Source organism: Bradyrhizobium sp. USDA 4541 (assembly GCF_024171085.1).
In the GTDB taxonomy this organism is placed as follows: Bacteria; Pseudomonadota; Alphaproteobacteria; order Rhizobiales; family Xanthobacteraceae; genus Bradyrhizobium; species Bradyrhizobium australafricanum.
Window position 1 is genome coordinate 4,955,123 of sequence record NZ_JALJZF010000001.1, and the last position, 24,682, is coordinate 4,979,804.

Annotated in this window: 25 protein-coding genes and 1 pseudogene; 10 read left to right on the forward strand and 16 right to left on the reverse strand. The window is 64.8% G+C overall.

Translation table 11 applies throughout. The features are described from left to right. Positions 1-10 precede the first annotated feature (10 nt). Entirely contained in the window at positions 11-3,091 is a 3,081-nt protein-coding gene (locus J2R80_RS23290) for an efflux RND transporter permease subunit (RefSeq protein WP_253639476.1), read from the forward strand. A gap of 99 nt (positions 3,092-3,190) precedes the next feature. Here J2R80_RS23290 and J2R80_RS23295 read toward each other — a convergent pair whose 3' ends face one another. Beyond that, positions 3,191-4,375, reverse strand: a complete 1,185-nt coding sequence (locus J2R80_RS23295) for an acyltransferase (RefSeq protein WP_057018399.1) — start codon at positions 4,373-4,375, stop codon at positions 3,191-3,193. Between the two features lie 187 nt (positions 4,376-4,562). On the opposite strand from J2R80_RS23295, the gene J2R80_RS23300 reads away from it, so the two are divergent. Then, complete coding sequence (locus J2R80_RS23300; RefSeq protein WP_024582607.1) at positions 4,563-4,736, forward strand: DUF1328 domain-containing protein; 174 nt, start codon at positions 4,563-4,565, stop codon at positions 4,734-4,736. Positions 4,737-4,859: 123 nt separating this feature from the next. On the opposite strand, the gene J2R80_RS23305 is transcribed toward J2R80_RS23300, so the two are convergent. Beyond that, entirely contained in the window at positions 4,860-5,219 is a 360-nt protein-coding gene (locus tag J2R80_RS23305) for a DUF427 domain-containing protein (RefSeq protein ID WP_057018401.1), read from the reverse strand. Between the two features lie 187 nt (positions 5,220-5,406). On the opposite strand from J2R80_RS23305, the gene J2R80_RS23310 reads away from it, so the two are divergent. After that, positions 5,407-5,643 (forward strand): BolA family protein, encoded by a 237-nt coding sequence (locus tag J2R80_RS23310; RefSeq protein WP_016843470.1) that lies wholly within the window; start codon positions 5,407-5,409, stop codon positions 5,641-5,643. Between the two features lie 32 nt (positions 5,644-5,675). Further along, positions 5,676-6,857: a low temperature requirement protein A gene (locus tag J2R80_RS23315; RefSeq protein ID WP_076828463.1), complete on the forward strand. Its 1,182-nt coding sequence runs from the start codon at positions 5,676-5,678 to the stop codon at positions 6,855-6,857. A gap of 9 nt (positions 6,858-6,866) precedes the next feature. On the opposite strand, the gene J2R80_RS23320 is transcribed toward J2R80_RS23315, so the two are convergent. The 3 genes from J2R80_RS23320 to egtB are packed head-to-tail and all read right to left on the reverse strand — an operon-like array spanning position 6,867 to position 9,563. After that, positions 6,867-7,262 carry a DUF4345 domain-containing protein gene (locus tag J2R80_RS23320; RefSeq protein ID WP_076828465.1) on the reverse strand — a complete coding sequence of 132 codons (396 nt, stop codon included), beginning with the start codon at positions 7,260-7,262 and terminating at the stop codon, positions 6,867-6,869. A 25-nt stretch (positions 7,263-7,287) separates the two neighbouring features. Further along, the gene (gene egtD, locus J2R80_RS23325; RefSeq protein WP_253639477.1) at positions 7,288-8,256 is read right to left on the reverse strand and encodes an L-histidine N(alpha)-methyltransferase; all 969 of its coding nucleotides are present in this window, start codon (positions 8,254-8,256) and stop codon (positions 7,288-7,290) included. A 53-nt stretch (positions 8,257-8,309) separates the two neighbouring features. Beyond that, positions 8,310-9,563, reverse strand: a complete 1,254-nt coding sequence (gene egtB, locus J2R80_RS23330) for an ergothioneine biosynthesis protein EgtB (protein ID WP_253639478.1) — start codon at positions 9,561-9,563, stop codon at positions 8,310-8,312. Between the two features lie 292 nt (positions 9,564-9,855). Here egtB and grxD point away from each other — a divergent pair, with 292 nt between their 5' ends. The 4 genes from grxD (at position 9,856) to J2R80_RS23350 (ending at position 13,435) form a co-directional block, all read left to right on the forward strand. Then, complete coding sequence (gene grxD / locus J2R80_RS23335; protein ID WP_016843475.1) at positions 9,856-10,188, forward strand: Grx4 family monothiol glutaredoxin; 333 nt, start codon at positions 9,856-9,858, stop codon at positions 10,186-10,188. Next, positions 10,185-10,736, forward strand: a complete 552-nt coding sequence (locus J2R80_RS23340; RefSeq protein ID WP_057018462.1) for an O-acetyl-ADP-ribose deacetylase — start codon at positions 10,185-10,187, stop codon at positions 10,734-10,736. Before grxD ends, J2R80_RS23340 begins: the two co-directional genes overlap by 4 nt. A gap of 49 nt (positions 10,737-10,785) precedes the next feature. Beyond that, entirely contained in the window at positions 10,786-12,069 is a 1,284-nt protein-coding gene (locus J2R80_RS23345) for a serine hydrolase (protein WP_076828470.1), read from the forward strand. A gap of 103 nt (positions 12,070-12,172) precedes the next feature. Next, on the forward strand, positions 12,173-13,435 hold the full coding sequence (locus J2R80_RS23350; RefSeq protein ID WP_253641022.1) for a serine hydrolase: 1,263 nt from the start codon (positions 12,173-12,175) through the stop codon (positions 13,433-13,435). Positions 13,436-13,486: 51 nt separating this feature from the next. Here the strand turns inward: J2R80_RS23350 and J2R80_RS23355 are convergent, their stop codons facing one another. The 8 genes and pseudogenes from J2R80_RS23355 to murI form a co-directional block, all read right to left on the reverse strand. Further along, complete coding sequence (locus J2R80_RS23355; protein WP_076828474.1) at positions 13,487-14,554, reverse strand: low specificity L-threonine aldolase; 1,068 nt, start codon at positions 14,552-14,554, stop codon at positions 13,487-13,489. A 39-nt stretch (positions 14,555-14,593) separates the two neighbouring features. After that, the gene (locus J2R80_RS23360; RefSeq protein WP_076828475.1) at positions 14,594-14,890 is read right to left on the reverse strand and encodes a type II toxin-antitoxin system RelE/ParE family toxin; all 297 of its coding nucleotides are present in this window, start codon (positions 14,888-14,890) and stop codon (positions 14,594-14,596) included. Continuing rightward, positions 14,869-15,096: a hypothetical protein gene (locus tag J2R80_RS23365; RefSeq protein ID WP_076828477.1), complete on the reverse strand. Its 228-nt coding sequence runs from the start codon at positions 15,094-15,096 to the stop codon at positions 14,869-14,871. The genes J2R80_RS23360 and J2R80_RS23365 overlap by 22 nt, the downstream gene beginning before the upstream one ends. A 119-nt stretch (positions 15,097-15,215) precedes the next feature. Further along, entirely contained in the window at positions 15,216-15,833 is a 618-nt protein-coding gene (rpsD, locus tag J2R80_RS23370) for a 30S ribosomal protein S4 (RefSeq protein ID WP_076828559.1), read from the reverse strand. A gap of 269 nt (positions 15,834-16,102) precedes the next feature. After that, a complete protein-coding gene (locus tag J2R80_RS23375; protein WP_076828479.1) occupies positions 16,103-16,888 on the reverse strand; it encodes an acyltransferase in 786 nt (261 codons plus the stop codon). A gap of 118 nt (positions 16,889-17,006) precedes the next feature. After that, positions 17,007-17,395 (reverse strand): annotated as a pseudogene (locus J2R80_RS23380) (cupin domain-containing protein). A gap of 291 nt (positions 17,396-17,686) precedes the next feature. Then, complete coding sequence (locus tag J2R80_RS23385) at positions 17,687-18,463, reverse strand: HpcH/HpaI aldolase/citrate lyase family protein (protein WP_076828481.1); 777 nt, start codon at positions 18,461-18,463, stop codon at positions 17,687-17,689. Positions 18,464-18,521: 58 nt separating this feature from the next. Further along, the gene (gene murI, locus J2R80_RS23390; protein WP_076828483.1) at positions 18,522-19,319 is read right to left on the reverse strand and encodes a glutamate racemase; all 798 of its coding nucleotides are present in this window, start codon (positions 19,317-19,319) and stop codon (positions 18,522-18,524) included. A gap of 184 nt (positions 19,320-19,503) precedes the next feature. Between murI and J2R80_RS23395 the strand changes: the two genes are divergently transcribed. After that, positions 19,504-20,076: a cytochrome b gene (locus J2R80_RS23395; RefSeq protein WP_076828485.1), complete on the forward strand. Its 573-nt coding sequence runs from the start codon at positions 19,504-19,506 to the stop codon at positions 20,074-20,076. Continuing rightward, entirely contained in the window at positions 20,073-21,113 is a 1,041-nt protein-coding gene (locus J2R80_RS23400) for an agmatine/peptidylarginine deiminase (protein WP_076828487.1), read from the forward strand. Before J2R80_RS23395 ends, J2R80_RS23400 begins: the two co-directional genes overlap by 4 nt. 55 nt (positions 21,114-21,168) lie before the next feature. Here J2R80_RS23400 and J2R80_RS23405 read toward each other — a convergent pair whose 3' ends face one another. From J2R80_RS23405 to J2R80_RS23415, 3 genes are all read right to left on the reverse strand, one after another. Further along, positions 21,169-22,341 (reverse strand): M20 aminoacylase family protein, encoded by a 1,173-nt coding sequence (locus J2R80_RS23405; protein ID WP_253639479.1) that lies wholly within the window; start codon positions 22,339-22,341, stop codon positions 21,169-21,171. 168 nt (positions 22,342-22,509) lie between these two features. After that, entirely contained in the window at positions 22,510-23,178 is a 669-nt protein-coding gene (locus tag J2R80_RS23410) for a response regulator transcription factor (protein ID WP_076828491.1), read from the reverse strand. 1 nt (position 23,179) lies between these two features. Then, complete coding sequence (locus J2R80_RS23415) at positions 23,180-24,550, reverse strand: histidine kinase (RefSeq protein WP_253639480.1); 1,371 nt, start codon at positions 24,548-24,550, stop codon at positions 23,180-23,182. Positions 24,551-24,682 lie beyond the last annotated feature (132 nt).

A 24,682-nucleotide genomic window follows, 5' to 3' on the forward strand; every position in this document is an offset into this window, starting at 1 on the left:
GGCAAGCATCATGCATTTCACCGACATCTTCATCCGCCGGCCGATTCTGGCGACGGTCGTCAGCCTGCTGATCCTGTTGATCGGCACCGCAGCGATGGTCTCGCTGCCGGTGCGGCAATATCCCAACATGGAGAGCGCGACGATCCAGGTCGACGTCTCGTTCCCCGGTGCGACCCAGGACGTGATGCAGGGCTTCGTCACGTCCGTCATCGCGCAGTCGATCGCGACCGCCAACGGCATCGAGTACATGACCTCGAACTCGACGCTTGGCCTCAGCCAGATCAAGGCCAAGCTGGTGCTCAACGCCAATGCCGACCGCGCCATGACCGAGGTGCTCGCCAAGGTGCAGCAGGTCAAGTACCGGATGCCGACCGGCGTGTTCGACCCTGTCATCACCAAGATCACCGACGGCGCCTCGGCGGTGCAGTACATCGCCTTCACCAGCGACACGCTGACGCCGGCGCAGATCACCGACTTCGCGACCCGCGTGGCGCAGCCGCTGCTCACCTCGGTGCCCGGCGTGGCGTCGGCCGACACCTCGGGCGGATCGTCGCTGGCGATGCGGGTGTGGATCGATCCGTTCAAGCTCGCGGCACGCGGGCTGACCGCGGCCGATATCTCCGCCGCGCTGCGGTCCAACAACGTGCAGGCGGCGCCGGGGCGGCTGCGCGGCGAGATGACCGTCACCAACATCTCCGCGGCGACCGATCTGCGCAATCTCGACGATTTCCGCAAGATGGTGATCAAGACCGGCGCCGGCGGCGGCGGCCTGGTGCGGCTCGGCGACGTCGCCACCCTCGAGATCGGCGGCGAGAACTACGATTCCAACGCACGCGACAGCGGCAGGCCCACCGTCTACATCGCGGTGCAGCCGACCCCCGACGGCAACCCACTGGAGATTGTCGCCGCCACCGCCAAGGTGATCGAGGACCTCAACCGCGTGGCGCCGCCCGGCTTGAAGGTCGCCGACGTCTTCAACATCGTGCACTTCGTCAAGGCCTCGATATCGGAGGTGCAGCATTCGCTGGCCGAGGCGATCGCGATCGTGGTGGTGGTGATCCTGCTGTTCCTGGGCTCGTTCCGTTCGGTGCTGATCCCTGTGGTCACCGTGCCGCTGTCGCTGGTCGGCACCGCCGCGATGATGCTGGCGCTCGGCTTTTCGATCAATCTGCTGACCCTGCTCGCGATGGTGCTGGCGATCGGGCTCGTGGTCGACGACGCCATCGTGGTGGTGGAAAACATCCATCGTCACATCGAGGAAGGGCGGAGCCCCAGCGACGCCGCCTTGATTGGCGCGCGCGAGATCATCGGTCCCGTGATCGCGATGACGATCACGCTCGCCGCGGTCTATGCGCCGATCGGCCTGATGGGCGGCCTGACCGGCAGCCTGTTCCGCGAATTCGCCTTCACACTGGCGGGCTCGGTGGTGGTCTCGGGCGTCATCGCCCTGACCTTGTCGCCGATGATGAGCGCGCAGCTGCTCGGCGAAGCCAACTCGCACGGCCGATTTGCCCGTTTCGTCGAGCATCAGTTCTCAAGGCTGTCGCGTGGCTACGGCCGGCTGCTGGCCGCGACGCTCAAGATGCGCGCAGCGGTGCTGCTGGTGGCATTCGGCGTGCTGGCGGCGATCGTGGTGCTGTTCCTCGGCAGCCAGCGCGAGCTCGCGCCCTCCGAGGACCAGGGCTATGTGTTCACCGTGCTCCGCGCGCCGCAATATGCCAGCGTCGATTACACCACGCGCTCCTCCGACCAGATCGAGCAGCTGTTTCGCTCGTTTCCCGAATACCATGCGAGCTGGTTCATCAACGGTACCGACGGGCAGAACCATGCCTTCGGCGGCATCACCCTGACCGATTGGGACAAGCGCAAGCGCTCGGCCAACGACATCCAGAACCAGCTCTACGGCATGTCCTACGGCGTGCTCGGCGCCAGCGTGACGCCGTTCCAGCCGGCGGCGCTGCCGGCGGCGACCGGCGGCCTGCCGTTTCAGATGGTGGTGCGCTCGGCCGGCGATTTCGCCACCATCTATCAGGAGGTCGAGACGCTGAAGGGGGCCGCATGGAAGAGCGGGCTGTTCGCCTTCGTCGACAGCGATCTTGCCTTCGACAGCCCGACCGCGCGGATCACCATCGATCACGCCAAGGCGGCCGAGGCCGGCGTCAGCATGCAGACCATCGCCGACACGCTCGCGGTGCTGGTCGGCGAGAATTATGTCAACCGCTTCAATTTCTTTGAACGCTCCTACGAGGTGATCCCGCAGGTGCGCCAGGCCGACCGGATCACGCCGGAAGGGCTCGGAAACTTCAACGTCCGTTCGAGCTCGGGGCAGATGTTTCCGCTGTCGACGGTGATCAAGGTCAACGTCAAGCCGGAGCCGAACCGGCTGCCGCAGTTCAATCAGATGAACGCGGCGACGATCTCGGCAGTGCTGAAGCCCGGCGTCACCATGGGGCAGGCGGTGTCGTTCATGCAGGGGCAGAAACTGTCGCCGGGGATGACCGTCGACTGGCTGTCGGACAGCCGGCAATATGTCCAGGAGGGCAACCGCCTGATCGTGACCTTCGGCATGGCGCTGATCGTGATCTTCCTGGTGCTGGCGGCGCAGTTCGAGAGTTTTCGCGATCCGCTGGTGATCATGGTCACGGTGCCGCTCGCGGTCTGCGGTGCGCTGCTGCCGCTGTATTTCGGCTTCACCACGCTGAACATCTATACCCAGATCGGCCTCGTCACCCTGATCGGGCTGATCTCCAAGCACGGCATCCTGATGGTGAGCTTTGCCAACGAGATCCAGCACCATGAAGGGCTCGACCGGGTCGCCGCGATCCAGAAGGCGGCCGCGGTGCGGATGCGGCCGGTGCTGATGACGACAGCCGCGATGGTTGCGGGCCTCGCCCCGCTGCTCTATGCCGACGGCGCCGGCGCGGCGAGCCGCTTCGCGATCGGCATCGTCGTGGTGATGGGCATGCTGATCGGCACGCTGTTCACGCTGTTCGTGCTGCCGACCTTCTACATCCTGATCGCCCGCGACCATCGCGCGGCGGCCGCCCCGCGGCTGGAAAGCGTGGCGGCGAGGGGCGAGATCGCTGCGTAGGCGTAGGGTGGGTAGAGCGCAGCGAAACCCACCATCTCGATGCACGGCACGAAAGTGATGGGTTTCGCTGCGCTCTACCCATCCTACGGGTTCATCGAACTAAAGCACGTATCTCGAGCCGGGAATCTTGCGCAACACGGCCGTGACCGCCCAGCTCAGCGCCACAGTGGCGAAGAACGCGATCGCGGCCTTGGCGAAGGCCGGCAGATCCATATCAAACAGCCAGTATTGCAGCCACAGCACGATCGGATAGTGCACCAGGAACATGCCGTAGGCGTCGCCCTGCATCCGGTCGAGCAGCGTCGGGCCCGACGATTTCGATTGCAGGAAGTAGGCCAGGATTGCGAACAGGATCGAGGCGCTGAACAGCACATAGAAGGTACCGTAGATCCCGAGATACCAGCCCGGCAGCGGATCGGGGTTACCGATGATCATGCGCTTGATGTAGATCATCACCCACATCAAACAGTAGGGGATCAGCGTGATGCCGGTCCAGAACCAGCGGCGCTCGGTCAGCCGTCCGTGCGCGCTGAGCACGCCACCCTCGAGGTTCGCCGCCCCGATTCCCGCTCCGATGAAGAAATAGGACGCGTACAGCAGCACGCGACTCGCCTGCACCGAAAACGGTCCGAACTCGAACCAGTAGTTCTGGCCGTAATGGACCAGCATCGGCAGGTAGGCGGCGACACTGACGATGACGAGGAACAGCCAGAACTTCGAGGGACGTTGAAATCCCTTGATCGATAGGCGGTTGATCGGATCGAGCAGACGCGGCGACACCCGGTACAGCAGGCTCGCCGTGAGGTCGAAAGCCATCAGGACGTAGACGAACCAGATCGGTCCGCTTGGCCACGGCCCGACCGTCATGGTTTTCCACCAGAATTCGGAGAAGCTCAGCCCCGGCGTCGCGCGCAGCGCGATCGCGTAATAGGCGATCGGAATGACCGTGACAGCGCAGATCACGAACGGCAGGCCGAGCCGCAGCAGCCGGTCGCGCAGGAAGATCAGCCATGGCTTGTTGCCGAGCCCCGGCCAGACGAACAGCCCCGACAGGAAAAAGAACATCGCCATGAAGAAGCTGTCGGTGGCGAGCACCACGCAGTCGAAGCCGATCCACGATGTCGGGTCGGTGTGCCCGAAATAGGTGTAGGGGATCACCGCGTGGTGCAGCAGCACGACCAGGGTCAGGAAGGTGCGCGCGCGGTCCAGCGCGACATTGCGCTTGTGGAGCTTCGGTGCTGCCTGGATGTCGACGGCCGGAGCCGCGTGAGCAATCGATTTCATGGTGCCACCAGCCGGGTCTGCATCCTGATGTTGCAGTCGGGAACCTGATTCAGCAAGGCCCAATCGGCTGGACGGGGGAGTATCGAGGTCGGTCATCTCGGCGAAGCCGTTTCGTCTTTGGAACTGCGGTCGGGTGCGGGCGTTCTCGTTCGACCTGGCGGACACGCGCGGTTATGAGGAGCGGGTAATGACAATTCTGAAATGGGCGCTGATCTTCCTTGTCGTATCGATCATCGCGGGTTTGCTTGGCTTCACCGGCATTTCCGCCGCCTCCGCCGACATCGCGCGCTTTCTGTTCTATGTGTTCGTCGTGATCTTCCTGGTGCTCCTGATCCTCGGGCTCACGATATTCAGGGTATAGCTGGGATCGGGGCCAAGCGCTCCCGACGTCATGCCCGGGCCTCGCCCGGGCATTGCCGTTTTGCAGGCTGACTCAGCGCGCGACCAAAGGCCGGGAGAGGCCCGGCGCTTGCGGCAGGCGACCCTAGGCGACTTCCTCGATCTTCACCTTGTCCGGATAGAAGGCGAGGTGGCCGGCGATCTCGGTCATCGCCGGGAAGGGCTCCTCATAGGTCCAGATCGCGTTGTCCAGCGTCTTGCCGTTGGCCTTGATGCTGAAGTAGTTCGCGTCCCCCTTGTACGGGCAATGCGTGGTCCGCTCGGTGCGGGTCAACAGCTCCATGTTGGCGTCCTGCCGGGGGACGTATTGCACGGCCGGATAGCTCGCTTCCTTCAAGGTCAGCGCATGGGTAGTCTCGGCGATCACGACGCCGTCCGCGATGACGCGGACGCGCTTGGCGTTGGGCGTGATCGTAATGGGATGATCGGGGCCGGGGAGCTTCATGATTCTGCGCCTCTTCTGGTCATTTCGGTGTGATGGCTTGTGACCGATTGATGCAGGTTTAAATCGCTGGGAATGGGAATATAGTGTGCCCGGGATGACCTAGAAGACCCCAAGGGCTAGGTTTTATCCTTAGGTTTATCTGGCCGATCTGGCCCTGATTCGAACGACCTGACGGAGGTGGACTGGGATGCCGATGGACGCCCGTGATATCGAATCGATGATCAAGGCAGCGATTCCCGATGCCGAGGTGACGATCCGCGATCTGGCCGGCGACGGCGACCACTACGCCGCCACTGTTATTTCCGAGTCCTTCCGCGGCAAGTCCCGCGTCCAGCAGCACCAGATCGTCTACCAGTCGCTGAAGGGCCAGATGGGCGGCGTGCTGCACGCGCTGGCCCTGCAGACCGGCGTGCCGGAAGGCTAGGCCCGGCAAAGCTGCGGGCGGGGGCCTCAAGCATGGTGGACAATCCACGCGGTGCGATGTTTCGCGTCATCGTGCCGAACCAGCACAGCCGCGTCACCAATGCCGAGCTGTTCTTCGACCTCGTCTTCGTCTTCGCCGTCACGCAGCTGTCGCATACGCTGCTGCACCACTTCACCCCGCTTGGGGCGGTGCAGGTCACGCTGCTGTTCCTCGCGGTGTGGTGGGTGTGGGTCTACACCACCTGGGTCACCAACTGGCTCAATCCCGAGCTGACGCCGGTCCGCCTGCTGCTGTTCGTGCTGATGCTGGGCGGGCTGTTGCTGTCGACCTCCATACCGACCGCCTTCGAGGGCCGCGGGCTGTGGTTTGCCGGGACCTATGCGGCAATGCAGGTCGGCCGCACCACGTTCTGGCTGCTGGCGACGCCGCGGCGCCGGACGGCGGTGCGCCACAACGCCATCCGCATCCTGACCTGGCTGTCCTGCTCGGCCGTGCTGTGGATTCTCGGCGGATTCGCCGAGCACGAGACACGGATGTGGCTCTGGATTGCGGCGCTGACCATCGAATATATCGCGCCGGCCGCGCGGTTCTGGACCCCTGGGCTCGGCTTTTCCTCGATCGAGGCGTGGTCGGTCGAGGGCGGCCACATGGCCGAGCGCTGCGCCGGCTTCATCATCATTGCGCTCGGCGAGGCCATCGTGGTCGATGGCGCGACCTTTGCCGAGCTGACCTGGACGCCGGAGAATGTCACCGCGTTCATCTCGGCGCTGGTCGGCAGCATCGCGATGTGGTGGATCTATTTCCACAAGGGCGCCGAAGCCGGCTCGGATATGATCTCCAAGTCAGAGGAATCCGGGCGCGTGGCGCGGATCGCCTATACCTATCTGCACATGCCGATCGTCGGCGGCATCATCCTCACCGCGGTGGCCGACGAACTGGTGCTGAAGCACCCGTCCGGTCATTCCGATCTGAACACGATCGTCAGCTCGGTCGGCGGGCCCATGCTGTTCCTGGTCGGAACCATCCTGTTCAAATATGTGATCCGCAACTTCCTCCAGCTGTCGCACGGCGTCGGCATCGTCGCGCTGGCGATCACGGCCTATTTCGCCCGCGAGATGTCGCCGCTGGTGCTCTCGATCGTCACCACCGCGATCATGATCGTGGTCGCCGCGTGGGAGTCGATCTCGCTGCGGTCGACGGGGGAAGAGGAATAGCGGCGGCCGTTACTTGCGGCCGGCCTTTGCTACCAGGTGCTGCCAATAGACGAACAGCGGTGCGCCGATCACTTCGAGCGCGGTGAAGCCCACGAAGGGCAGCGGCGGCAAGCCGACCATCAGCATCGACAGCAGCCTGCCGATGCCGCCGAGGAAGATGCCGCCCCAGACCACCCGAAACAGCACGCTCTCGCTTTCGATCCGCGGTACCAGCCAGAGCAGCGCGAGGCCGAGACCAAGCCAGACCCCGCCGAAGAAGCGCAGATTGCTGTCGAGCACCGGCAGCGCCGGAACGCCCGCTGAGGCGTAGAGCGGATCGCTGACGCCCAGCATGGTGATGATGCCGGTCAGGATCGGGACCAGGGCGAGCAACGCCGTCGCGATCTGCAGCGGACGCCTGCCCATGATTTGCCCCGTCCTGGTTTGGGCGCTAGTCCGCGACCAGTGCGTGCACCGAGAACATCGTGTTGGCGTCGGTCCAGCTTTCGCGCACCGTCCAGCCCGCGCTGCGGGCGAGCGCGGTGAAGCGCTCGAGCGAGTATTTGTAGCTGTTCTCGGTGTGGATGCTCTCGCCCGGACGGAACGCAAAGGTGTTGCCGAGGATGCGCACGGTCTGCGCCTTGCGACTGATCAGGTGCATCTCGATGCGATGGCGATCGCGGTTGTAGATCGAGCGGTGCGTGAATCCCGACAGATCGAAATTGCCGCCGAGCTCGCGGTTGATGCGAACCAGCACATTGAGGTTGAACCGCGCGGTGACACCGGCTGCGTCGTTATAGGCGTCGTACAGCACGCGCTCGTCCTTCTCGAGGTCGACGCCGATGATCATCTGCGCGCCGTGGCCGAGGATTTTTCGCGCGCTGCGCAGGAAGGCCAAGGCCTCGCTCGGCTCGAAATTGCCGAGCGTCGAGCCGGGGAAGAAGCCGACCTTCGGCATCGCGGCGACGGCCTCGGGCAGCGTGAACGGCGTGGTGAAATCGGCAGCGACCGGGTAGATGCCGAGGCGAGGGAAATCCTTCCGCAGCCCGTCGGCCTGGGCTTTCAGGAAATCGCCTGAGATATCGACCGGCACATAGGCTGCGAATTCGCAATGCTCGAGCAGCAGGCGCACCTTGGTGGTCGCGCCAGCGCCGAACTCGACCAGCGCCGCGCCGTCAGGGATGATCGCGGCGATTCCGTCGCCGCGGTCGCGCAGGATGCCAAGCTCGGTGCGCGTTGGATAATATTCCGGCAGCACCGTGATCTGCTCGAACAGCTCGGAGCCGGTGGCGTCGTAGAAATATTTCGGCGACAGCCGTTTCGGGTGACGGGCGAGATCGCCAATCACGTCGCCGGCAAACACCGATGTCGCTTCGTCGAACGGATACGCTTTGGCCAAAGCGGCGGCATGCACATTCATGATACTCTCCCGAACGCGCTTACCGACGCGTTATTGATGTCGACAGGACTCAATCAGGCATAGTCTGCGAGGCGTAACCCCGTGAATTGCCAGCGATGGTGTGGATAGAAGAAGTTGCGATAGGTGACGCGGCTGTGACCTGAAGGCGTCGCCAGCGACGAGCCGCGCAGCACGAGCTGGTTGACCATGAACTTGCCGTTGTACTCACCGAGCGCGCCTTCGATCGCGCGGTAGCCCGGATAGGGCGAATAGGAGCTACGGGTCCATTGCCAGACGATGCCGTAGGCGTCGTTGAGCAGGCCGGCGCGCGCGGCGACCTCCCATTCCATCTCGGTCGGCAGGTGCCTGCCGGCCCATCGGGCGAAGGCGTCGGCCTCGTAATAGCTGACGTGGCAAACCGGCGCTGACGGATCGATCGGCTGCAGGCCGCCGAGCGTCATGAGCTTCCATTCGCCGTCGATCTCGCGCCAATGGCCGGGTGCCTGCCAGCCCTCGTTGCTCACGGTGCCGAAGCCATCCATCAGCCACAGCGTGGCGGTGGAATAGCCGCCGTCCTTCATGAAGGCGAGCCAGTCGGCATTGGTGACGAGGTTCTTCGCGAGCTTGACCGGGCCGACCAAGGCGCGATGCGCGGGCTTCTCATTGTCGAAATGGAAGCTGTCCTCGCCATGGCCGACGGTGTGGATGCCTTCGTTGAGCGTCACCCATTCCTCAGGCCCGTGCTGCGACGCCGGGAAGCGCCACGCCGGATCGTAGGCCGGCGGGATCGGGTTCTGCGCGAAGGCATGCAGGATGTCGGTGTACATCAGCTCCTGATGCTGCTGCTCGTGATTGAGCCCGACCTCGACCAGCGGCACCAGCGCCTCGAGCGTGTCGGCGCCGGCAGTCTGGAAGAATTTCACCACCTCGGCATCGACATGGCGGCGGTAGGCGGTGACTTCGTCGGCGGTCGGGCGGGTCAAATGGCCGCGCTGGTGGCGGGCGTGCCGCGGACCGGCGCTGACGTAATAAGAATTGAACAGATAAGCGTAGTCGGGATGGAATGGCGTGTAGCCCTTGACGTGCTCGCCGAGCAGGAACTGCTCGAAGAACCAGGTGGTATGGGCGCGGTGCCATTTGGCTGGGCTCGCGTCCGGCATCGACTGGATCAGCTGGTCTTCGGGCGACAGCGGTGCGGCCCGCCGTTCGGTCTCGTCGCGGACGGCGCGATAGGCGTCCACCAAGCGCTGGGCGAGCGGGCCGGATTCGGAGGATAGTGACGGGGGGACGGCGGGAAGGGCGGCCGCGGCAGAGGCTGGTTTCGTCACAGGGGTCTCCGATTCAATGGAGAGAACGTTGCTTCGGCAAACTGGTTCCCAACGGACAGTTCGTCCTAGATAGGGGCTCCGTTACGGGAAAAAAGCCTCCCCCCGCGATGATATTGGGGCCGTCAGATAATCCCGGCCCATTTTGGGCGCCCGCAGCGCCCGGTGCATGCCAGATTTCCGCCATTTTGCTTTGGATGCACAATGGTTTGAGCTACATATATAGTTAGTCACGGGTTAGAAGGGTGGGCCGGCCCGTCAAGGCCTGAGAGCGCCGCCCCCGAAGGAAGCGAAAATGAGCATCGAGCAATTCATCGACAACGAAGTGAAGTCGAACGACGTCGTGCTGTTCATGAAGGGCACGCCGCAATTCCCGCAGTGCGGGTTTTCCGGTCAGGTCGTGCAGATCCTCGACCACATCGGCGTCGGCTACAAAGGCCTCAACGTTCTCGAATCCGCCGAGCTGCGCAACGGCATCAAGGTCTATTCGAACTGGCCGACGATTCCGCAGCTCTATGTGAAGGGCGAGTTCGTCGGCGGTTGCGACATCATCCGCGAGATGTTCCAGGCCGGCGAATTGCAGCAGCTGTTTGCCGACAAGGGCATACCGGTTGACGTGGCTGCCTGACCTTGACGGCGCGCCAGATCGGCAAGGCGCGGCTCGAAGTCATCGTTACCGACATCACGACCCTGCGCGTTGACGCCATCGTCAACGCGGCCAATTCATCGCTGCTCGGCGGTGGCGGCGTTGACGGTGCGATCCATCGTGCCGCGGGGCCCGAGCTGCTCGCTGAGTGCCGCACCTTGCACGGCTGCAAGACCGGCGATGCCAAGATCACCAAAGGCTATCGGCTCCCGGCCAAGCACGTGATCCACGCCGTCGGCCCGATCTGGCACGGCGGCATTCAAAACGAGGATGCGCTGCTCGCATCCTGCTATCGCCGCGGCATCGAGCTGTGCCACGCCAATCAGCTGGGCTCCATCGCATTTCCCGCCATCTCGACCGGCGTCTATCACTTCCCGCCGGATCGCGCCGCCGACATCGCGGTCAAGGCCGTCGTCGATGCCCTGGCCGCCGCACCCGGCCTCGCGCAGGTGATCTTTTGCTGCTTTTCTGCCCAAAGCGGCGAGCTTCATCAGAAGGTCCTGGGGGCCTTTGGCAGCCCTTGTGCCTGATGATACCGCCGCTACACTTCCCCGTGATTTCCGGGGAGGGATAATCCAAATGCATTCATTTCGTTTGACGTGCGCGGCCGCGGCCGCCGCGGTGGTGCTGGCGGCGCCGGCGTACCCGCACACCGAGGGCACCTACGAGATTCCGGCGGGTGCGCATTTCAACCGCGACAAGCTCGCCAAGATCAGCGAGTTCTTTAAGAACGAGGTCGCGACCGGGAAGATTCCCGGCGCCATCGTCTTGATCCAGCAGCGCGGCAAGCCGGTCTATCACGAGGCCTTCGGCGTGCAGGATGTGGTCAGCAAGGTGCCGATCACGGACAAGACCATCTTCCGGCTGGCCTCGATGTCCAAGTCGATCACCGCCGTGGTGTCGATGCAGTTGCTGCAGGAAGGGAAATACAAGCTCGACGATCCGGTCTCGAAATACATCCCGTCCTTTGCCAACGTGAAGGTCGGCGTCGAGAAGAAGGCCGAGGACGGCACCAAGACGCTGGAGCTGGTGCCGCCAAAGCGGCCGCTCACGATCCTCGATCTGATGACGCATACGTCGGGTATCACCTACGGCTTCTATGGCGACAGCCTGGTCCGCAAGGCCTACAAGGAAGCCAATATCTACGGCGGAGATTTTGATCTCGCCGAATTCGCCGAGCGGATCGCCAAGCTGCCGCTGCACAACCAGCCCGGCGCGCTCTGGCAATACGGCCATTCCACCGACATTCTGGCGCGCGTGATGGAGGTGACCACCGGCGAGAAGCTCTCGACGATCGAGCGCGAAAGGCTGCTCGATCCGCTCGGCATGAAGGACACCGGCTTCTTCGTCACCGATCCCGAGAAGCAGAAGCTGATGGCCGAGCCGATGCCGAACGACAGCGACTTCCGGGTCGGCCGGGTCAACGATCCGACCAAGGTCAAGAAATGGGAGTCCGCCAGCGGCGGCATGGTCTCGACCATGGCGGATTATTCGCGCTTCGCGCAGATGCTGCTCAATGGCGGCACCCTCGACGGCAAGACCATCCTGAAGCCCGAGACGTTCAAGGAGCTGACGACCGACCGCGTCGGACCGGGCTCCGGCGTCGAGCGCGACTTTTTTTACTTCCCCGGCGACGGCTTCGGCTTCGGGCTTGGGATCGCGGTGCGCACCGATCCCGGCACTGCGAAGCCACCACCGCCCGGCGATCTCGGCGAGCTGAAATGGGACGGCGCCAGCGGCTGCTATTATGTCATCGACCGCAAGCAGGACTTCTTCTTCGTTCTGCTGGAGCAGACGCCGACCGAGCGTCAGCGCATCCAGCGGACGCTGAAGCAGCTCGTCTATGAAGCCATGGAAAACTAGAGCGTTTTCGAGCGAAGTGGATACCGGTTCGCGTGAAGCAGCGCGTTGAAAAGAAGGGAATGACGGCATGATCCGATTCAGGCGGATCGGCTCATGCGCTTGCATGCGTGGGGGCCGCGCGTTCGTCGCGGCACTAGCGTTCGCGTTGGTCGCAACGATTGCGAAGGCCGGCTCCGCGGGGCCGGCCGCGCACAGCTTCTCGGCGGAGGGCCTCGCCAGGGTCTCCGACTATGTCAGGAACGAGGTCGCGACCGGAAAGATCCCGGGCGCGATCCTGCTGCTGCAGCAGCATGGCAAGCCGGTCTACTACGAGAAGTTCGGGGTTCGCGACGTCGCCACCGAGCTCTCGATGAGCGCGGATACCATCTTCCGCCTCTATTCGATGTCGAAGCCGATCACCACGGTCATCGCGATGATGCTGGTCGAGGAAGGCAAGCTCGCCCTCGGCGATCCGGTGTCGAAATATATCCCGTCCTTTGCCGACATGAAGGTCGGGGTGGAAAAGCGCGGCGATGAGGGCAAGATGGCGATGACGCTGGAGCCGCTGAGGCGCCCCATCACCATCGAAGACCTGATGCGCCACACCGCCGGCCTGCCTTACGGCTATTACGGCGGTGGTATCGTGAACAAGACCTACGCCGATGCCGGCCTGTTCAACAACGATCCCGACAATGCCGAATTCGTCGCGCGGCTCACGGCGCTGCCGCTCGCCGAACAACCCGGCACGCAATGGGACTACGGCCATTCCACCGACGTGCTCGGCCGCATCATCGAGGTGATCACAGGGAAGTCGCTGTTTCAGGTCGAGCAGGAGCGACTGCTCGGCCCGCTCGGGATGAACGAGACCGCGTTCTACGTCGCCGACCGGGCGAAATGGCCGCTGATCGCCGAGCCGATGCCGAAGGATCGCACCATCAGTCCGGTCGCCGACGTCCGCAATCCGCGCAAGCGGCTGCGATGGGAATCCGGCGGCGGCGGCATGGTCGGCACCATCGGCGACTATGCGCGCTTCTCGCAGATGCTGCTGAACGGCGGCAGCTATGAGGGCAGGCGCTATCTGAAGCCGGAGACCATCGCGCTGATGGCGAGGGACCATATCGGTCCGGAGACCGGCGTCGTGCGCGACCAGAACTACTATCCTGGTCCGAATTCCGGCTTCGGCCTCGGCTTCGCGGTCCGCACCTCGGTGCCGGCGAACACAGACTGGCCGCTGGGCGAGTATCGCTGGGACGGCGTCGGCGGCACCTTCTTCTTCATCGATCCCGCGGACGACCTGTTCGGGATCTTCATGGTGCAGACGCCGTCGCAGCGCGGCCGGATCCAGCAGGAGCTGAAGACGCTGATCTACCAGGCGATGGGGCGGTAGAATTCAGCTTCGAAGCCCGGATGAAGCGAAGCGCAATCTGGGCTACGGGAGTTACGCCGCGCGCACGATGTCCCTGACGTGTCCGACCGCTTCCTCGATCATCGCCGCGGTGACATCGAGATGCGTGCAGGCCCTGATCCGGCCGTCCATCATCGCCAGGGTCACGCCGCGCTTGCGCAGCTCGGCGACCATCTTGTCGCCTGAGACGCCGGCGCCGTCGGGCTTGAAGAAGACGAGGTTGGTCTCCGGCGCCTGCACCGCGATGCCGTTGATCTGCGACAGGCCGCGCGCCAGCGCCCGCGCATTGGCATGGTCGTCGGCGAGGCGGTCGACATGGTGATCGAGCGCATGGATGCAGGCGGCGGCGCAGACGCCGGACTGCCGCATCGAGCCGCCGAGCCGCTGCTTCCAGCGCCAGACATCGTCGATGAAGGCGCGGGTGCCGGCGATCACGCCGCCGATCGGCGCGCCGAGGCCCTTGGAGAAATCGATCCAGGCGGAATCCCAGCCCGCCGTCATGTCGCGCGGCGTGATGCCGGACGCCACAGTCGCATTGAGCAGCCGCGCGCCGTCCATGTGGGTGACAAGGCCGTGGGCCTTGGCGGTACGCACGACTTCGTCGAGCGCCGCCTTCTTCCAGATCGTGCCGCCACCGATATTGGCGGTCTGCTCGACGCTGACGAGCACCTGCGGCGGCTGGTAGCGGGTGCGCGGATGCAGCGCGGCCTGGAAGGTCTCAGGCGTGAACTGGCCGTCATCGCCCGGTAGCTGCGTGATCTGGAAACCGCCGAGCGCGGCATGGGCGCCGCCCTCGCGCGCAATGATATGCGCGGTCGCATGCGCCAAAATCTCGTCGCCGGGGCGGCAATAGGCCAGCGTCGCCGCGACGTTGCACATGGTGCCCGACGGCATGAAGACGGCAGCCTCCTTGCCGAGCAGATCGGCGACGCGGGCGCAGAGCTCATTGGTGGTCGGATCGTCGCCGACCTGCTCGTCGCCGACCTCCGCCTTCGCCATCGCCTCGCGCATCGCCGGCGTCGGCCTGGTCTGCGTATCGGACAGAAGGTTGATGCGGACGGGCGGGGCCTTGGGATCGGGCCGGGCAGGGGTGTAGTGCATGGGCTTTCCTCATCGCTCCGCTGGCGTGCGGAATCGCCGCTAGCGTATAGGCCTCCGGGCAGCGTGACGAAACCGCATAATGATGATCTCGGTGGGCGTCACGCGATAGTCGATCAGGTAGGGATAAGGTGTCGCCGAAAGCCGGCGGACGCCTGAGCGGCTTGTCGGGCGCCCTGCGCGCGGCTGCTCTTGCAGCAGCGTGACAAGTGCCAAGATGCGGTCCCGCACGTCGACCGCCCCCTGGGGCGATCGTGTCTCGATATAGGAGAGTGCCTGATCAATCTGAACAAGAGCGCGTCGCGTGTAACGGACGCTCACAGCCCGTGCTTTGCCCACATCGCACGGACTTCCTCGGCCGTTGCCAGCTCGCCGCGTGCAATCTCGGAGTCGGCTTCAGCCAGATCGGCGTCTTCTTCCGGCGCGAGCTGAAGCGGTGGTTGGTCGACGCCGGCAAGCTGCAGCATGATGCGCGCGAGCTCGTCCTGCTCTGTGTCAGGCAAGTTTGAAACTGTCTCGAAGGCCTGTTCCAGTAACCGGGTCATCGGCAAGAAACCTCAGCGGGCAGTCATCTGCCAAGTCTCGAATATCATAGTCGTCTTGTGGGCAAACAAAAAGGCCCCGGCAAAACCGGGGCCTTTCGGATATCGCAATGCTGCAGTGATCAGCGCGAATAGAATTCGACGATCAGATGCGGCTCCATCTGCACCGGGAATGGCACGTCCGAGAGGCCGGGGGTGCGCGCGAACGTCGCGGTCATCTTGGAGTGATCGACCTCGATGAAGTCGGGCACGTCACGCTCAGGGAGCTGGGCCGCTTCCAGCACCGGCGTCAGCTGCTTGGAGGAGTCCTTGACCTCGATGAGGTCGCCGACCTTCAGCTTGTAGCTGCCGATGTTGACCTTGCGGCCGTTCACCTTGATGTGGCCGTGGTTGATGAACTGGCGCGCGGCGAACATCGTGGAGACGAACTTGGCGCGGTAGACCACGGTGTCGAGACGGCGCTCCAGGAGGCCGATCAGGTTCTCGCCGGTGTCGCCCTTCAGGCGGCTGGCTTCGACATAGATGCCGTGGAACTGGCGCTCGGAAATGTTGGCGTAGTAGCCCTTGAGCTTCTGCTTGGCGCGCAGCTGCACGCCGAAGTCGGAGAGCTTGCCCTTGCGGCGCTGGCCGTGCTGGCCGGGGCCGTATTCGCGGCGGTTCACGGGGCTCTTCGGGCGGCCCCAGATATTCTGGCCCATGCGGCGATCGATCTTGTACTTCGCCTCACTGCGCTTTGTCATCGCGTCCTCTTTGTACAGCCGTCGCACCCAGCGCCCGGCGTTTTGTCAGTCTAGGGTTTGAGGAGACGCGCCCTCCTGTGTACCGGCCAAAAGGCCTGTACCGACAGGTCCGCCTCGAAAGCTCGGGGAGGACCACGGGTCGCGAAACGCATCGCGGGCCGAAAACCGGCCCGCGAGCAAGGTGGTCTTAAGGAGAAAGTCCGGTTCTGTCAAACAAAACGCAGGGCATTTTGGGCCGAATTGGCGTCAAAATTCGCCGATTTTGCCCCTCAGAGGCGGCTTCCGGCCGCCCGGACCAGCCGGGCATCGGCTTGCGGCCGGCCCGCGCCCAGTTCCGCGGCGATTTCGCCGCCCAGCACCTGCTCGAGGCGGATCAAGGTCTGCGCGATCAGGGCGGCGTCGCAGACCAGATGGTCCCAGCGCAGCACCAAGTCGACAGTGTGGTCCGGCCTGATCACGCCGTAGCTCAACAGGAATGGCCCTGGGCTCAGCGCGTGCAACTCGCCGGGGCCATAGGCCGCGACCGAGGTCACGCCAAAACTGCCGCAGAAATTGGCGCGCTGCCGGCCAAAATTCATCCCGATCGTCCACGCCAGGCGGCGCAGCGGAAGCGGCAGGCGCGTCACGCAGAGCATTTTGCGGAACGAGGGGATTTCGTGCAGCGGCGCGGTCTTGGCGCGGCGGATCAGCGCGTCGACCTCGGCGAGCGGCATCTCGTCGGCGGCACAGATGCGCTCGAACAGCACGCAATCCTCGCCCTTCTCAACGCGGGCAATCGCCACCATGCCGACGCTGCGCGGCAACTCGTAGAGGCAAGGCCACGGCCATTTGACGTGCAGCGTGCGTAACGTCGGCTCGGTCCTGGCGACCAGCGCGAATGCCTTGACGAAGATGGCGGCCCAGCCCGGTGCCTGCGCCGCACGTGCACGAGCCTCGACGATTGCCCGCACGTTCAGGGTGCGCTTCAGGGAGACCAGCGGCACGCCGGCCGATGCATGCATCAGATCGGCGACGAGACGGCGCGGCAATGAAATCTGACGAAATTTACCGCGCATCCGTTCGGTTCAGTTCCTTAGCAAACAGGCAAAAAATCAAAGGCCCGGCGAGCTCAAATGGTTGCTCGCCGCATTGGAGCTCAGATGAACCAACTGGTCGGAGACCAAAGGGTTCTGCTCACGGCGCGGGTTTTGCCAACGGCTCGCCGGCCTTGACCACATAGACGCCGAGCACCTTGAGCGGCTTGTCGCCGGACGTCTTGGCGTCGTGCACCGCGCCTTCCGGGATCTGGTAGGAATCGCCCGCCTTCAGCTCAGCGGCGGTTTGCCGTCGGTCAGAAGCTCGAGCTCGCCTTCGAGCACATAGCCGGTTTCAGCGCCGGGATGGGTGTGACGCCCCGACGCACCTACGGCCGGAACCTCGGCGATCGCGGTGATCGTGTTGTAGCCTGTCGGAAAATCGACCTTCTGCAGCGGCGTCCGCTTGATGCCGCTCTGCTGCGCCAGCGCAGCGCCGGCACCGGCAAGGGCAATCACAGTGAGACCAAGCAATAATTTCCTGAACATGGATTTTCCTCCCAACCCGCGAATCTCTAGCAGCGCGGAATCGCGGCGGAAAGCGGGCGATATGTGATGTGCACTTGCGACGTTGGGATTAGTCCGTTCATCGAACAGCGCGGGTTTGTGCCGCTTATTCATGAGCTACTCAGGCGAACGAGCCGTATCGGCGACACGCATCGTTCACTCCGTCGCAGGCGCGATGCAGGAAGTTGCGCCCGCGGTTCCTTCACGACGTGACTGGAACCTGCTCGCCGGCAGCTGTGAACAAGCGGAGCGCCGCGCGGCCGCGTTTGACGCCTACCGCTTGATCCCCGCGAACACAGCCGCAATGCCGCGCTGGAACAGCGACCAGTCGAAGCCGAGTGCGAGCGCGAGGTAGCCGCGGTCGATCATCGCATTGGCCTGTTCGGCGGTGCGCGCGACGCCGCCGATCGGCACGCCGCTCTTCATGATGCCTTGTTCGGCGCGCTGCATCAGCGCGACCACTTCGGGATCGTCGGGCAGGCCGCGCTTGTTGATCGAGGTGGCGAGATCGCCGGGGCCAATCACCGCGAGGTCGATGCCCGGTGTCGCCATGATCTCGTCGATGCGGTTGACGGCATCGACGTGCTCGATCGTGATCATGCAGATCATGTCGTCGTCAGCGGTCGCCATATAGTCGTTCATCGAGACGCCCCAGCGGAACGGCGCATGGAACGGTCCCCAGAGCCGGTCGCCTTGCGGCGGATAGCGCACGCTGCGCACCGCCTTCACCGCATCGCTTGCGTTGCAGATCATCGGAAAATTGATGCCGAGCGCGCCGATGTCCATCGGTGCCTTGGCGAGATGCGGCTCGTTGGCGGCGATCCGCACCATCGGCACGCAGGGCGTGCCCGAGGTCGCCACGATCATCGCATGGGCGGTGCCGAGATCGATCGGGCCGTGCTCGAGATCGACGATGATCCAGTCCAACGACTGCGCCATGATCTGCACGGTCTGGATGCTCGGAATGGTCGCGATCGCGCCGAAGGTCGGGCGCTTGTCGCGCCACGCCTCGCGCAGGCGATTGAGCGGTGTCAGCGGGGCTGCGGTCAAATTTGGCCTCCCTCGAAGGAGAGCAGAGGCTAGCAGCGCGTTGTGACGGCGAAAAGGATCAGGCCGGCACGCGGCCGCCGAAGAATGGCGTCAGCGCTTCCGTCAGCGCGTGCGGGCGCTTCGATGTGAAGATCATCTCGGCGCCGGCCTGGTCACTCTCCGAGCCTGCCGGGCCGAGCAGGTCGGCGACGCGGCGTGCGATCGCCGGCGCCGGATCGATCCAGTCGACCGGCCAGGGCGCGAGCCTCCTGAGGCGCTCCAGCAGCAGCGGATAATGCGTGCAGGCGAGCACGACGGTGTCAGTGCGGGCGGGGTCATGGGCGCCATCGCCGACGAAGCAGGGCGCGAGCTCGGCCGCGATATCCTCGTCGCGCACCCTCTCGCCGCTGAGGGCGGCCTCCGCCAGCGAAGCGAGCTCGCCGGAGCCGACCAGCGTCACCTCGCAGCCTTGCGCAAAGTCCGAGATCAGCTTGCGGGTATATTCGCGCTTCACGGTGCCCCTTGTGCCGAGCACCGACACGCGCTTCGTTTTCGACGAGGCGCAGGCCGGCTTGATCGCCGGCACGGTGCCGACGAAGGGCAAAGGATAGGCGTCGCGCAAATGCGCCATGACCAGCGTGGACGCCGTGTTGCAGGCGATCACGACGAGGTCGGGCGCGTGGGCCGCGATCAGCTCACCGACCAGCGGCACCACGCGGGCGATGATCTCGTCCTCGCCGTGATGGCCATAGGGGAAGAAGGCGTCGTCGGCGACATAGACGTAATGCGCGTCGGGCCGGGCGCGGACGATCTCGCGCAGCACGGTGAGGCCGCCGAGACCGGAATCGAACACAAGGATGGTCGGGGGAGTGGACACGCGAAAACTCTATCCGAAGCAGGGTTACCATTCAGTTGTTTTTGGCTATCCGGCCGCTTCGGCCGACAAAAGGCGGTGAAGCCGGGAATTTCACATGGCCTTGACCGATAGCTGCAAGTATCACGGCAAACTATTGCTGCGACGTGTGAAATCCAAAAATGCGGCCGCAAGGGGGCCACGCGACATGATCCGCAATACCGCCGCGAGCTGGGGCTCGCTCGCCCGCGCGTTCCACTGGGTGCTCGGCATCGCCATCATCGGCATGCTGGCCTATGGCTGGTGGATGAACCACGTCCCGGCGCGGGCGGACAAGTTCTTCTACCGCTCGATCCACGCCGATATCGGCTACCTGGTGCTGCTGCTCACCGTGCTGCGGCTGGTCTGGCGCGGCGTCAACCCGACGCCGGCGCTGCCGGCCGAGATGCCCTCCTGGCAGCGGATCGCCGCCCGGGTCAGCCACGGCGCGCTCTACGCCGTCACCCTCCTGGTGGCGATGCTGGGGTGGGCGCATTCCGGCGCCCGCGCCCAGGATTATTCGAGCTTCTTCGGCCTGTTTCACGTTCCCCAGATCACCTCGCCCGACAAGGCGGCGGCGGATGCCTTTGAGGATCGCCACATCTTCTTCGCCTATGTCTTGCTGGCGCTGATCGTGCTGCACCTCGCCGCGGTCGCCTTCCACCACTTCGTCAAGCGCGACCGTGTCGCCGCGCGGATGGTGGGGACGGGCGCGGCGGACCAAGCCGGTTTGTCCACATGAGAAACTCCGCACCGGACGCTGACCGCCGTTGGCGGATGCCGGACGAGAGCGCTTTGCATGTCGCCACCTGGATGGCGTTCGCGCACGACACTAAGATCTGGCGCAAGCAGCGGCTGCTTCCGGTGGTCAGGGAAAACCTCGCCCTGGTCGCGAAGGAGATCGCGGCTCATGAGCCCGTGAACATGCTGGTGCGCAAGGAAGACTACGATATTGCCGCGCGGCTATGCGGCCCTCGGGTGAACCTCGTTGTTCAACCGCTCGACGACATCTGGATCAGGGACACCGGACCGGTCTTTGTAACGAACCCGTCAGGGCAACTCGGAGCCGTCGGCTTCAACTTCAACGGCTGGGGCGGGAAACAAAGGCATGCGCATGATGCCAAGATCGCGGAACGTGTGGCCGAGCTTGCGCAAGCTGAGTTCATCAAGGCCGGCCCGAAGCTGGAGGGCGGCGGCATCGAAGTCGACGGCGAGGGGACAGCGATCATCACCAAAAGCTGTGTTCTCAACGACAATCGCAATCCTGGTTTGACGAAGGATGAATGCGAGGCTGAACTCTTCCGCCTGCTCGGGCTGCAGGAGATCATCTGGCTACCCGGCTGTCACAACAAAGACGACATTACCGACGGCCATACCGATTTCTACGCGCGCTTCACCAGCCCGGGCGTCGTTGTCGCGGGCCTGGAGATGGATACGTCGTTCGACGATTACGAGGTGACGAGAGAACACCTGGCAATCCTGCGCAAGTCGACAGACGCAAGAGGTCGACACCTGAAGGTCGTGGAGTTGCAGGGACCGTCGACGGTCCGTCCAAAGTACGGAAACGACGACGGCTTCGCCGCCGGCTACATCAATTTCTACGTTTGCAACGGTGCCGTGATCGCGCCGGAATTCGGTGATGCGGCAGCGGACCGCAACGCGCGCGACAAGCTGCGCGACCTGTACCCCGACCGGGAAATCATCCAGCTCGATATCGACGGCATCGCCGCCGGTGGCGGCGGCATCCACTGCGTGACGCAGCAGCAGCCGCGCTTGTGAAAGCTGGCGGCCCGGTCGCGAAGCGGGCGACCGGGCCGTGGCTGCACGAGCGGCGCTAGCCCGCCGGCATCTGCTTCTCGACCAGCCGCACCCAGTAGGAGGCGCCGTGGCCGAGGATGTTGTCGTTGAACTTGTAGGCGGGGTGGTGGCACATCGGACCGTCGCCCATGCCGAGGAAGACGAACGCGCCGGGTCGCGCTTCCAGCATGAAGGCGAAATCCTCGGCGCCCATCACCGGCACCAGATTGTCGTTGACGCGGTCGGCGCCGACCACATCGCGGGCGACCTCGGCGGCGACGCCGGCCTCGCGCGCGTGGTTCAACGTCACCGGATACATGCGTCCATAATCCGTCTCGGCCGAGCCGCCATAGGCCTTGGCGATGCTGGAGGCGACCTCGCCGATCCGGCGCTCGACCAGGTCGCGCACACCGGGATCGAGCGTGCGCACGGTGCCGCCCAGCGTCACGGTCTCCGGGATCACGTTGAACGCGGTGCCGGCCTCGAACATGGTGATCGAGATGACCGCCGATTTCAGCGGGTCGACATTGCGCGATACGATCGACTGCAACGCATTGATGATCTGGGCGCCGATCAGCACGCTGTCGACCGCCTCGTGCGGGGCGGCGCCGGCGTGGCCGCCCTTGCCGTGGACCACGATCTTCAACGTGTCTGACGAGGCCAGCATCGGGCCCGGCGTCGTCGCGAAGTAACCCTCGGGCAGGCCGGGCATGTTGTGCAGGCCGTAGACCTCCTGGATGCCCCACCGGGTCATCAGCCCGTCGTCGACCATCGCCTTGCCGCCGGCGCCGCCTTCCTCGGCGGGCTGGAAGATCACGACCGCGGTGCCGTCGAAATTGCGCGTCTCGGTGAGATATTTGGCGGCGCCGAGCAGCATTGCGGTGTGGCCGTCATGGCCGCACGCGTGCATCTTGCCGGGAATCTTCGAGGCGTAGGCGACGCCCGAGGCCTCCGCGATCGGCAGCGCGTCCATGTCGGCGCGCAGGCCGATGGTCTTTCCCGAAGTGGACTTGCGGCCGCGGATCACGCCGACCACGCCGGTGCGCCCGATCCCCGTCGCCACCTCGTCGCAGCCGAACTCGCGCAGTCTGTCGGCGACGATGCCGGCGGTGCGGTGGACTTCGTAGAGCAGTTCGGGATTCTCATGGAAGTCATGGCGCCAGGCGGCCATTTCATCCGAGAGGGCGGCAACGCGATTGACGATGGGCATGGGGAGCGTCCGTTTCTTGTGAACTTTGGTGGGCGGGTCAGCGTAGCGTAACCCGCCGACTTGTCACGCGGGAATGGCGTCAGTATCCCGGATGAGCGCAAGCGATATCCGGGGATATGCACAACCAGCCCCGGGTGTCGCTGCGCTCACCCGGGCTACGGGAGCGGGCTACAAATTCGCCAGCCCGCATTCGACGGCGAGGCGGACCAGCTGGGCGTCGGTCCGCATGCCGGTCTTGGCCTTGATGAGGTAGTGATAGTTCTGCACGGTCTTGGTGCTGAGGTTGAGGTTGGCGGCGATCTGCTCCTTGGTGCTGCCGGCGGCCAGCTGCCGGAGGATTTCGATCTCGCGCTCGCCGAGCTGGTCGAGCGCCGATCGGGTCGGCACCAGGCTTTCCATCGCCAGCACGCGGGCGACGTCGTCGCTCATCGCATGCTCGCCGCGCGCCACCGAGCGGATCGCCGCGATCAGCTCGGCCGGTTCGCTGCCCTTGGTGACGAAGCCACTGGCGCCGGAGCCGAATGCCGCTTTCACCTGGGCCGCCTCGCTATGCATGCTGAAGACGAGGATGCGCGCGTCAGGGTCGCGCGCGCGGATGTTGCGGATCGCCTCCAGCCCGCTGGCACCCGGCATCGAGATATCCATCACCACCACGTCCGGCTGGTGCGACTTGAACGCGCGATAGGCACTGGCGGCGTTGTCGGCTTCGGCGACCACGTGGAAATCGTCCTGATGCTCGAGCACGCGCCGATAGCCCTGGCGGACCACCGGATGATCGTCCACCAGCAGGATCGAGATGCCCCGAATCTTCGCCGTTGTCGTCGTCACGGTTGTCATCTCAGGCGGCGAGCGGGATCGTGGCGGCGACCGACAGGCCGCGGCTGGCGCGCGCGATCGACAGCGAGCCGCCGAGGGCTGTGACGCGTTCGCTGACGCCGGTGAGGCCGAAGCCCGCGGATTGCGCCACCTTGGCCGCATCGCCGCCGCCGTCGTCCTCGACGCGCACCAGCAGGGCGTTCTCGCTTCCGGTGCGCCGCTCGATCCGCAGCACGATCTCGCGCGCCGAGCTGTGGCGCAGCGCATTGGTCAGGCATTCCTGCGCGACGCGATAGGCGGTGGCGGCGACCGTGCCGCTGATGTCGGCAAGGTCGCCCTGCAGATCGAGCTGGATCATCGGCTGCGCCGTGCGCGACCGCCAGCTGTCGACGAGATCGACGAGGCTTGCCTCCAGCCCGAGCTCTTCGGCCGGCGGATGGCGCAGCCGGTTCAGTGTATCGCGCAGGCACGCCATGATGCGGCGCGTCGCCTGCGAGATCATCCGTGCATCCTGTGCAATTTCGGTGCCGGCGGCGTACTTGTCTCCGGCGCTTGCCTCGATCGTGTTGGCGAAGGCGAGGATCGCGGTGAGATTCTGGCCGAACTCATCGTGCAGCTCGCGCGCCAGCGTGCGGCGTTCGTCGTTGCGGATTTCGAGCAGCCGCCTGGTCAGCACCGTGCGTTCCTCCTCGGCAAGCGCGAGGCGGTCGCCGAGATCGCTGACGGCGCGCCCGATCATCGCGAGCTCCATCGAGCGGACGCGCGGCAGCGGCGTACGGTACTCGCCGTCGGCCATCCGCCGCAGCGCGGACACGATCGAGTGGGCGGGCGCCAGCGTGTGCGCGATCGCAAGCGAAGCGAGCAGCGCGATGGCGAGGGCCATCAACAGCGCGACATGGATGTTGTCGAGGATGTGCTGCCAGGCGAGCGCGATCGCGGCGTCCGGATCGGCGATGGCGCGGACGGTTCCCGCGGTCGCGGCGCGGGCGCTGATCGGCCGCTCCACGGTGGCGTGATCGCCGAGTATCATCTGCACGGTGGCCGCCAACCAGCGTGGCGGCGCCTTGCCGATCCCCTTGCTCTGGCCGCAGAGCGGCTTCTCGAAGGCGCCGGCCGGTTCGAACTGCACGCAGATCCCGGGCGCGATCAGGCCCATGGTTTCGATGGTGCGCCAGTCCGGTGCCGGCAGCAATTGCTCGCGCATCCGGTTGCTGCGCAGCAGCAATTCGCGCCAGTACAGCGCCTCGAGCGATTGCGAAACCCGCTCGGCGGATGCCTGCGTGGCACGATCGACACTGCGATAGGCGTCGATCGTGGCCCAGACGGTGGCCGCGCCGAGGCATAGCGCGACGATCACGAGCAGGCGGGCGACCAGTTGAAGCACAAGGCGCATGCGATCACTCCACGGCCAGAGCATGATCCGGAACGGAGAGAAGCGGCTGGTCATGCTCAAACGAGAGGTGCGATGCTAACAGCACCGCTGTTCCCCGCCAATCGCAAGCATGCGAAGCTACGCAGGTCGGGA

Bases quoted from the DNA above. Each gene is read 5' to 3' on its own strand.
- J2R80_RS23290 (WP_253639476.1), top strand. From the start codon at position 11: ATGCATTTCACCGACATCTTCATCCGCCGGCCGATTCTGGCGACGGTC.
- J2R80_RS23295 (WP_057018399.1), bottom strand. From the start codon at position 4,375: ATGAAATCGATTGCTCACGCGGCTCCGGCCGTCGACATCCAGGCAGCA.
- J2R80_RS23300 (WP_024582607.1), top strand. From the start codon at position 4,563: ATGACAATTCTGAAATGGGCGCTGATCTTCCTTGTCGTATCGATCATC.
- J2R80_RS23305 (WP_057018401.1), bottom strand. From the start codon at position 5,219: ATGAAGCTCCCCGGCCCCGATCATCCCATTACGATCACGCCCAACGCC.
- J2R80_RS23310 (WP_016843470.1), top strand. From the start codon at position 5,407: ATGCCGATGGACGCCCGTGATATCGAATCGATGATCAAGGCAGCGATT.
- J2R80_RS23315 (WP_076828463.1), top strand. From the start codon at position 5,676: ATGGTGGACAATCCACGCGGTGCGATGTTTCGCGTCATCGTGCCGAAC.
- J2R80_RS23320 (WP_076828465.1), bottom strand. From the start codon at position 7,262: ATGGGCAGGCGTCCGCTGCAGATCGCGACGGCGTTGCTCGCCCTGGTC.
- egtD (WP_253639477.1), bottom strand. From the start codon at position 8,256: ATGAATGTGCATGCCGCCGCTTTGGCCAAAGCGTATCCGTTCGACGAA.
- grxD (WP_016843475.1), top strand. From the start codon at position 9,856: ATGAGCATCGAGCAATTCATCGACAACGAAGTGAAGTCGAACGACGTC.
- J2R80_RS23345 (WP_076828470.1), top strand. From the start codon at position 10,786: ATGCATTCATTTCGTTTGACGTGCGCGGCCGCGGCCGCCGCGGTGGTG.
- J2R80_RS23350 (WP_253641022.1), top strand. From the start codon at position 12,173: ATGCGTGGGGGCCGCGCGTTCGTCGCGGCACTAGCGTTCGCGTTGGTC.
- J2R80_RS23355 (WP_076828474.1), bottom strand. From the start codon at position 14,554: ATGCACTACACCCCTGCCCGGCCCGATCCCAAGGCCCCGCCCGTCCGC.
- J2R80_RS23365 (WP_076828477.1), bottom strand. From the start codon at position 15,096: ATGACCCGGTTACTGGAACAGGCCTTCGAGACAGTTTCAAACTTGCCT.
- rpsD (WP_076828559.1), bottom strand. From the start codon at position 15,833: ATGACAAAGCGCAGTGAGGCGAAGTACAAGATCGATCGCCGCATGGGC.
- J2R80_RS23375 (WP_076828479.1), bottom strand. From the start codon at position 16,888: ATGCGCGGTAAATTTCGTCAGATTTCATTGCCGCGCCGTCTCGTCGCC.
- J2R80_RS23395 (WP_076828485.1), top strand. From the start codon at position 19,504: ATGATCCGCAATACCGCCGCGAGCTGGGGCTCGCTCGCCCGCGCGTTC.
- J2R80_RS23400 (WP_076828487.1), top strand. From the start codon at position 20,073: ATGAGAAACTCCGCACCGGACGCTGACCGCCGTTGGCGGATGCCGGAC.
- J2R80_RS23405 (WP_253639479.1), bottom strand. From the start codon at position 22,341: ATGCCCATCGTCAATCGCGTTGCCGCCCTCTCGGATGAAATGGCCGCC.
- J2R80_RS23410 (WP_076828491.1), bottom strand. From the start codon at position 23,178: ATGACAACCGTGACGACGACAACGGCGAAGATTCGGGGCATCTCGATC.
- J2R80_RS23415 (WP_253639480.1), bottom strand. From the start codon at position 24,550: ATGCGCCTTGTGCTTCAACTGGTCGCCCGCCTGCTCGTGATCGTCGCG.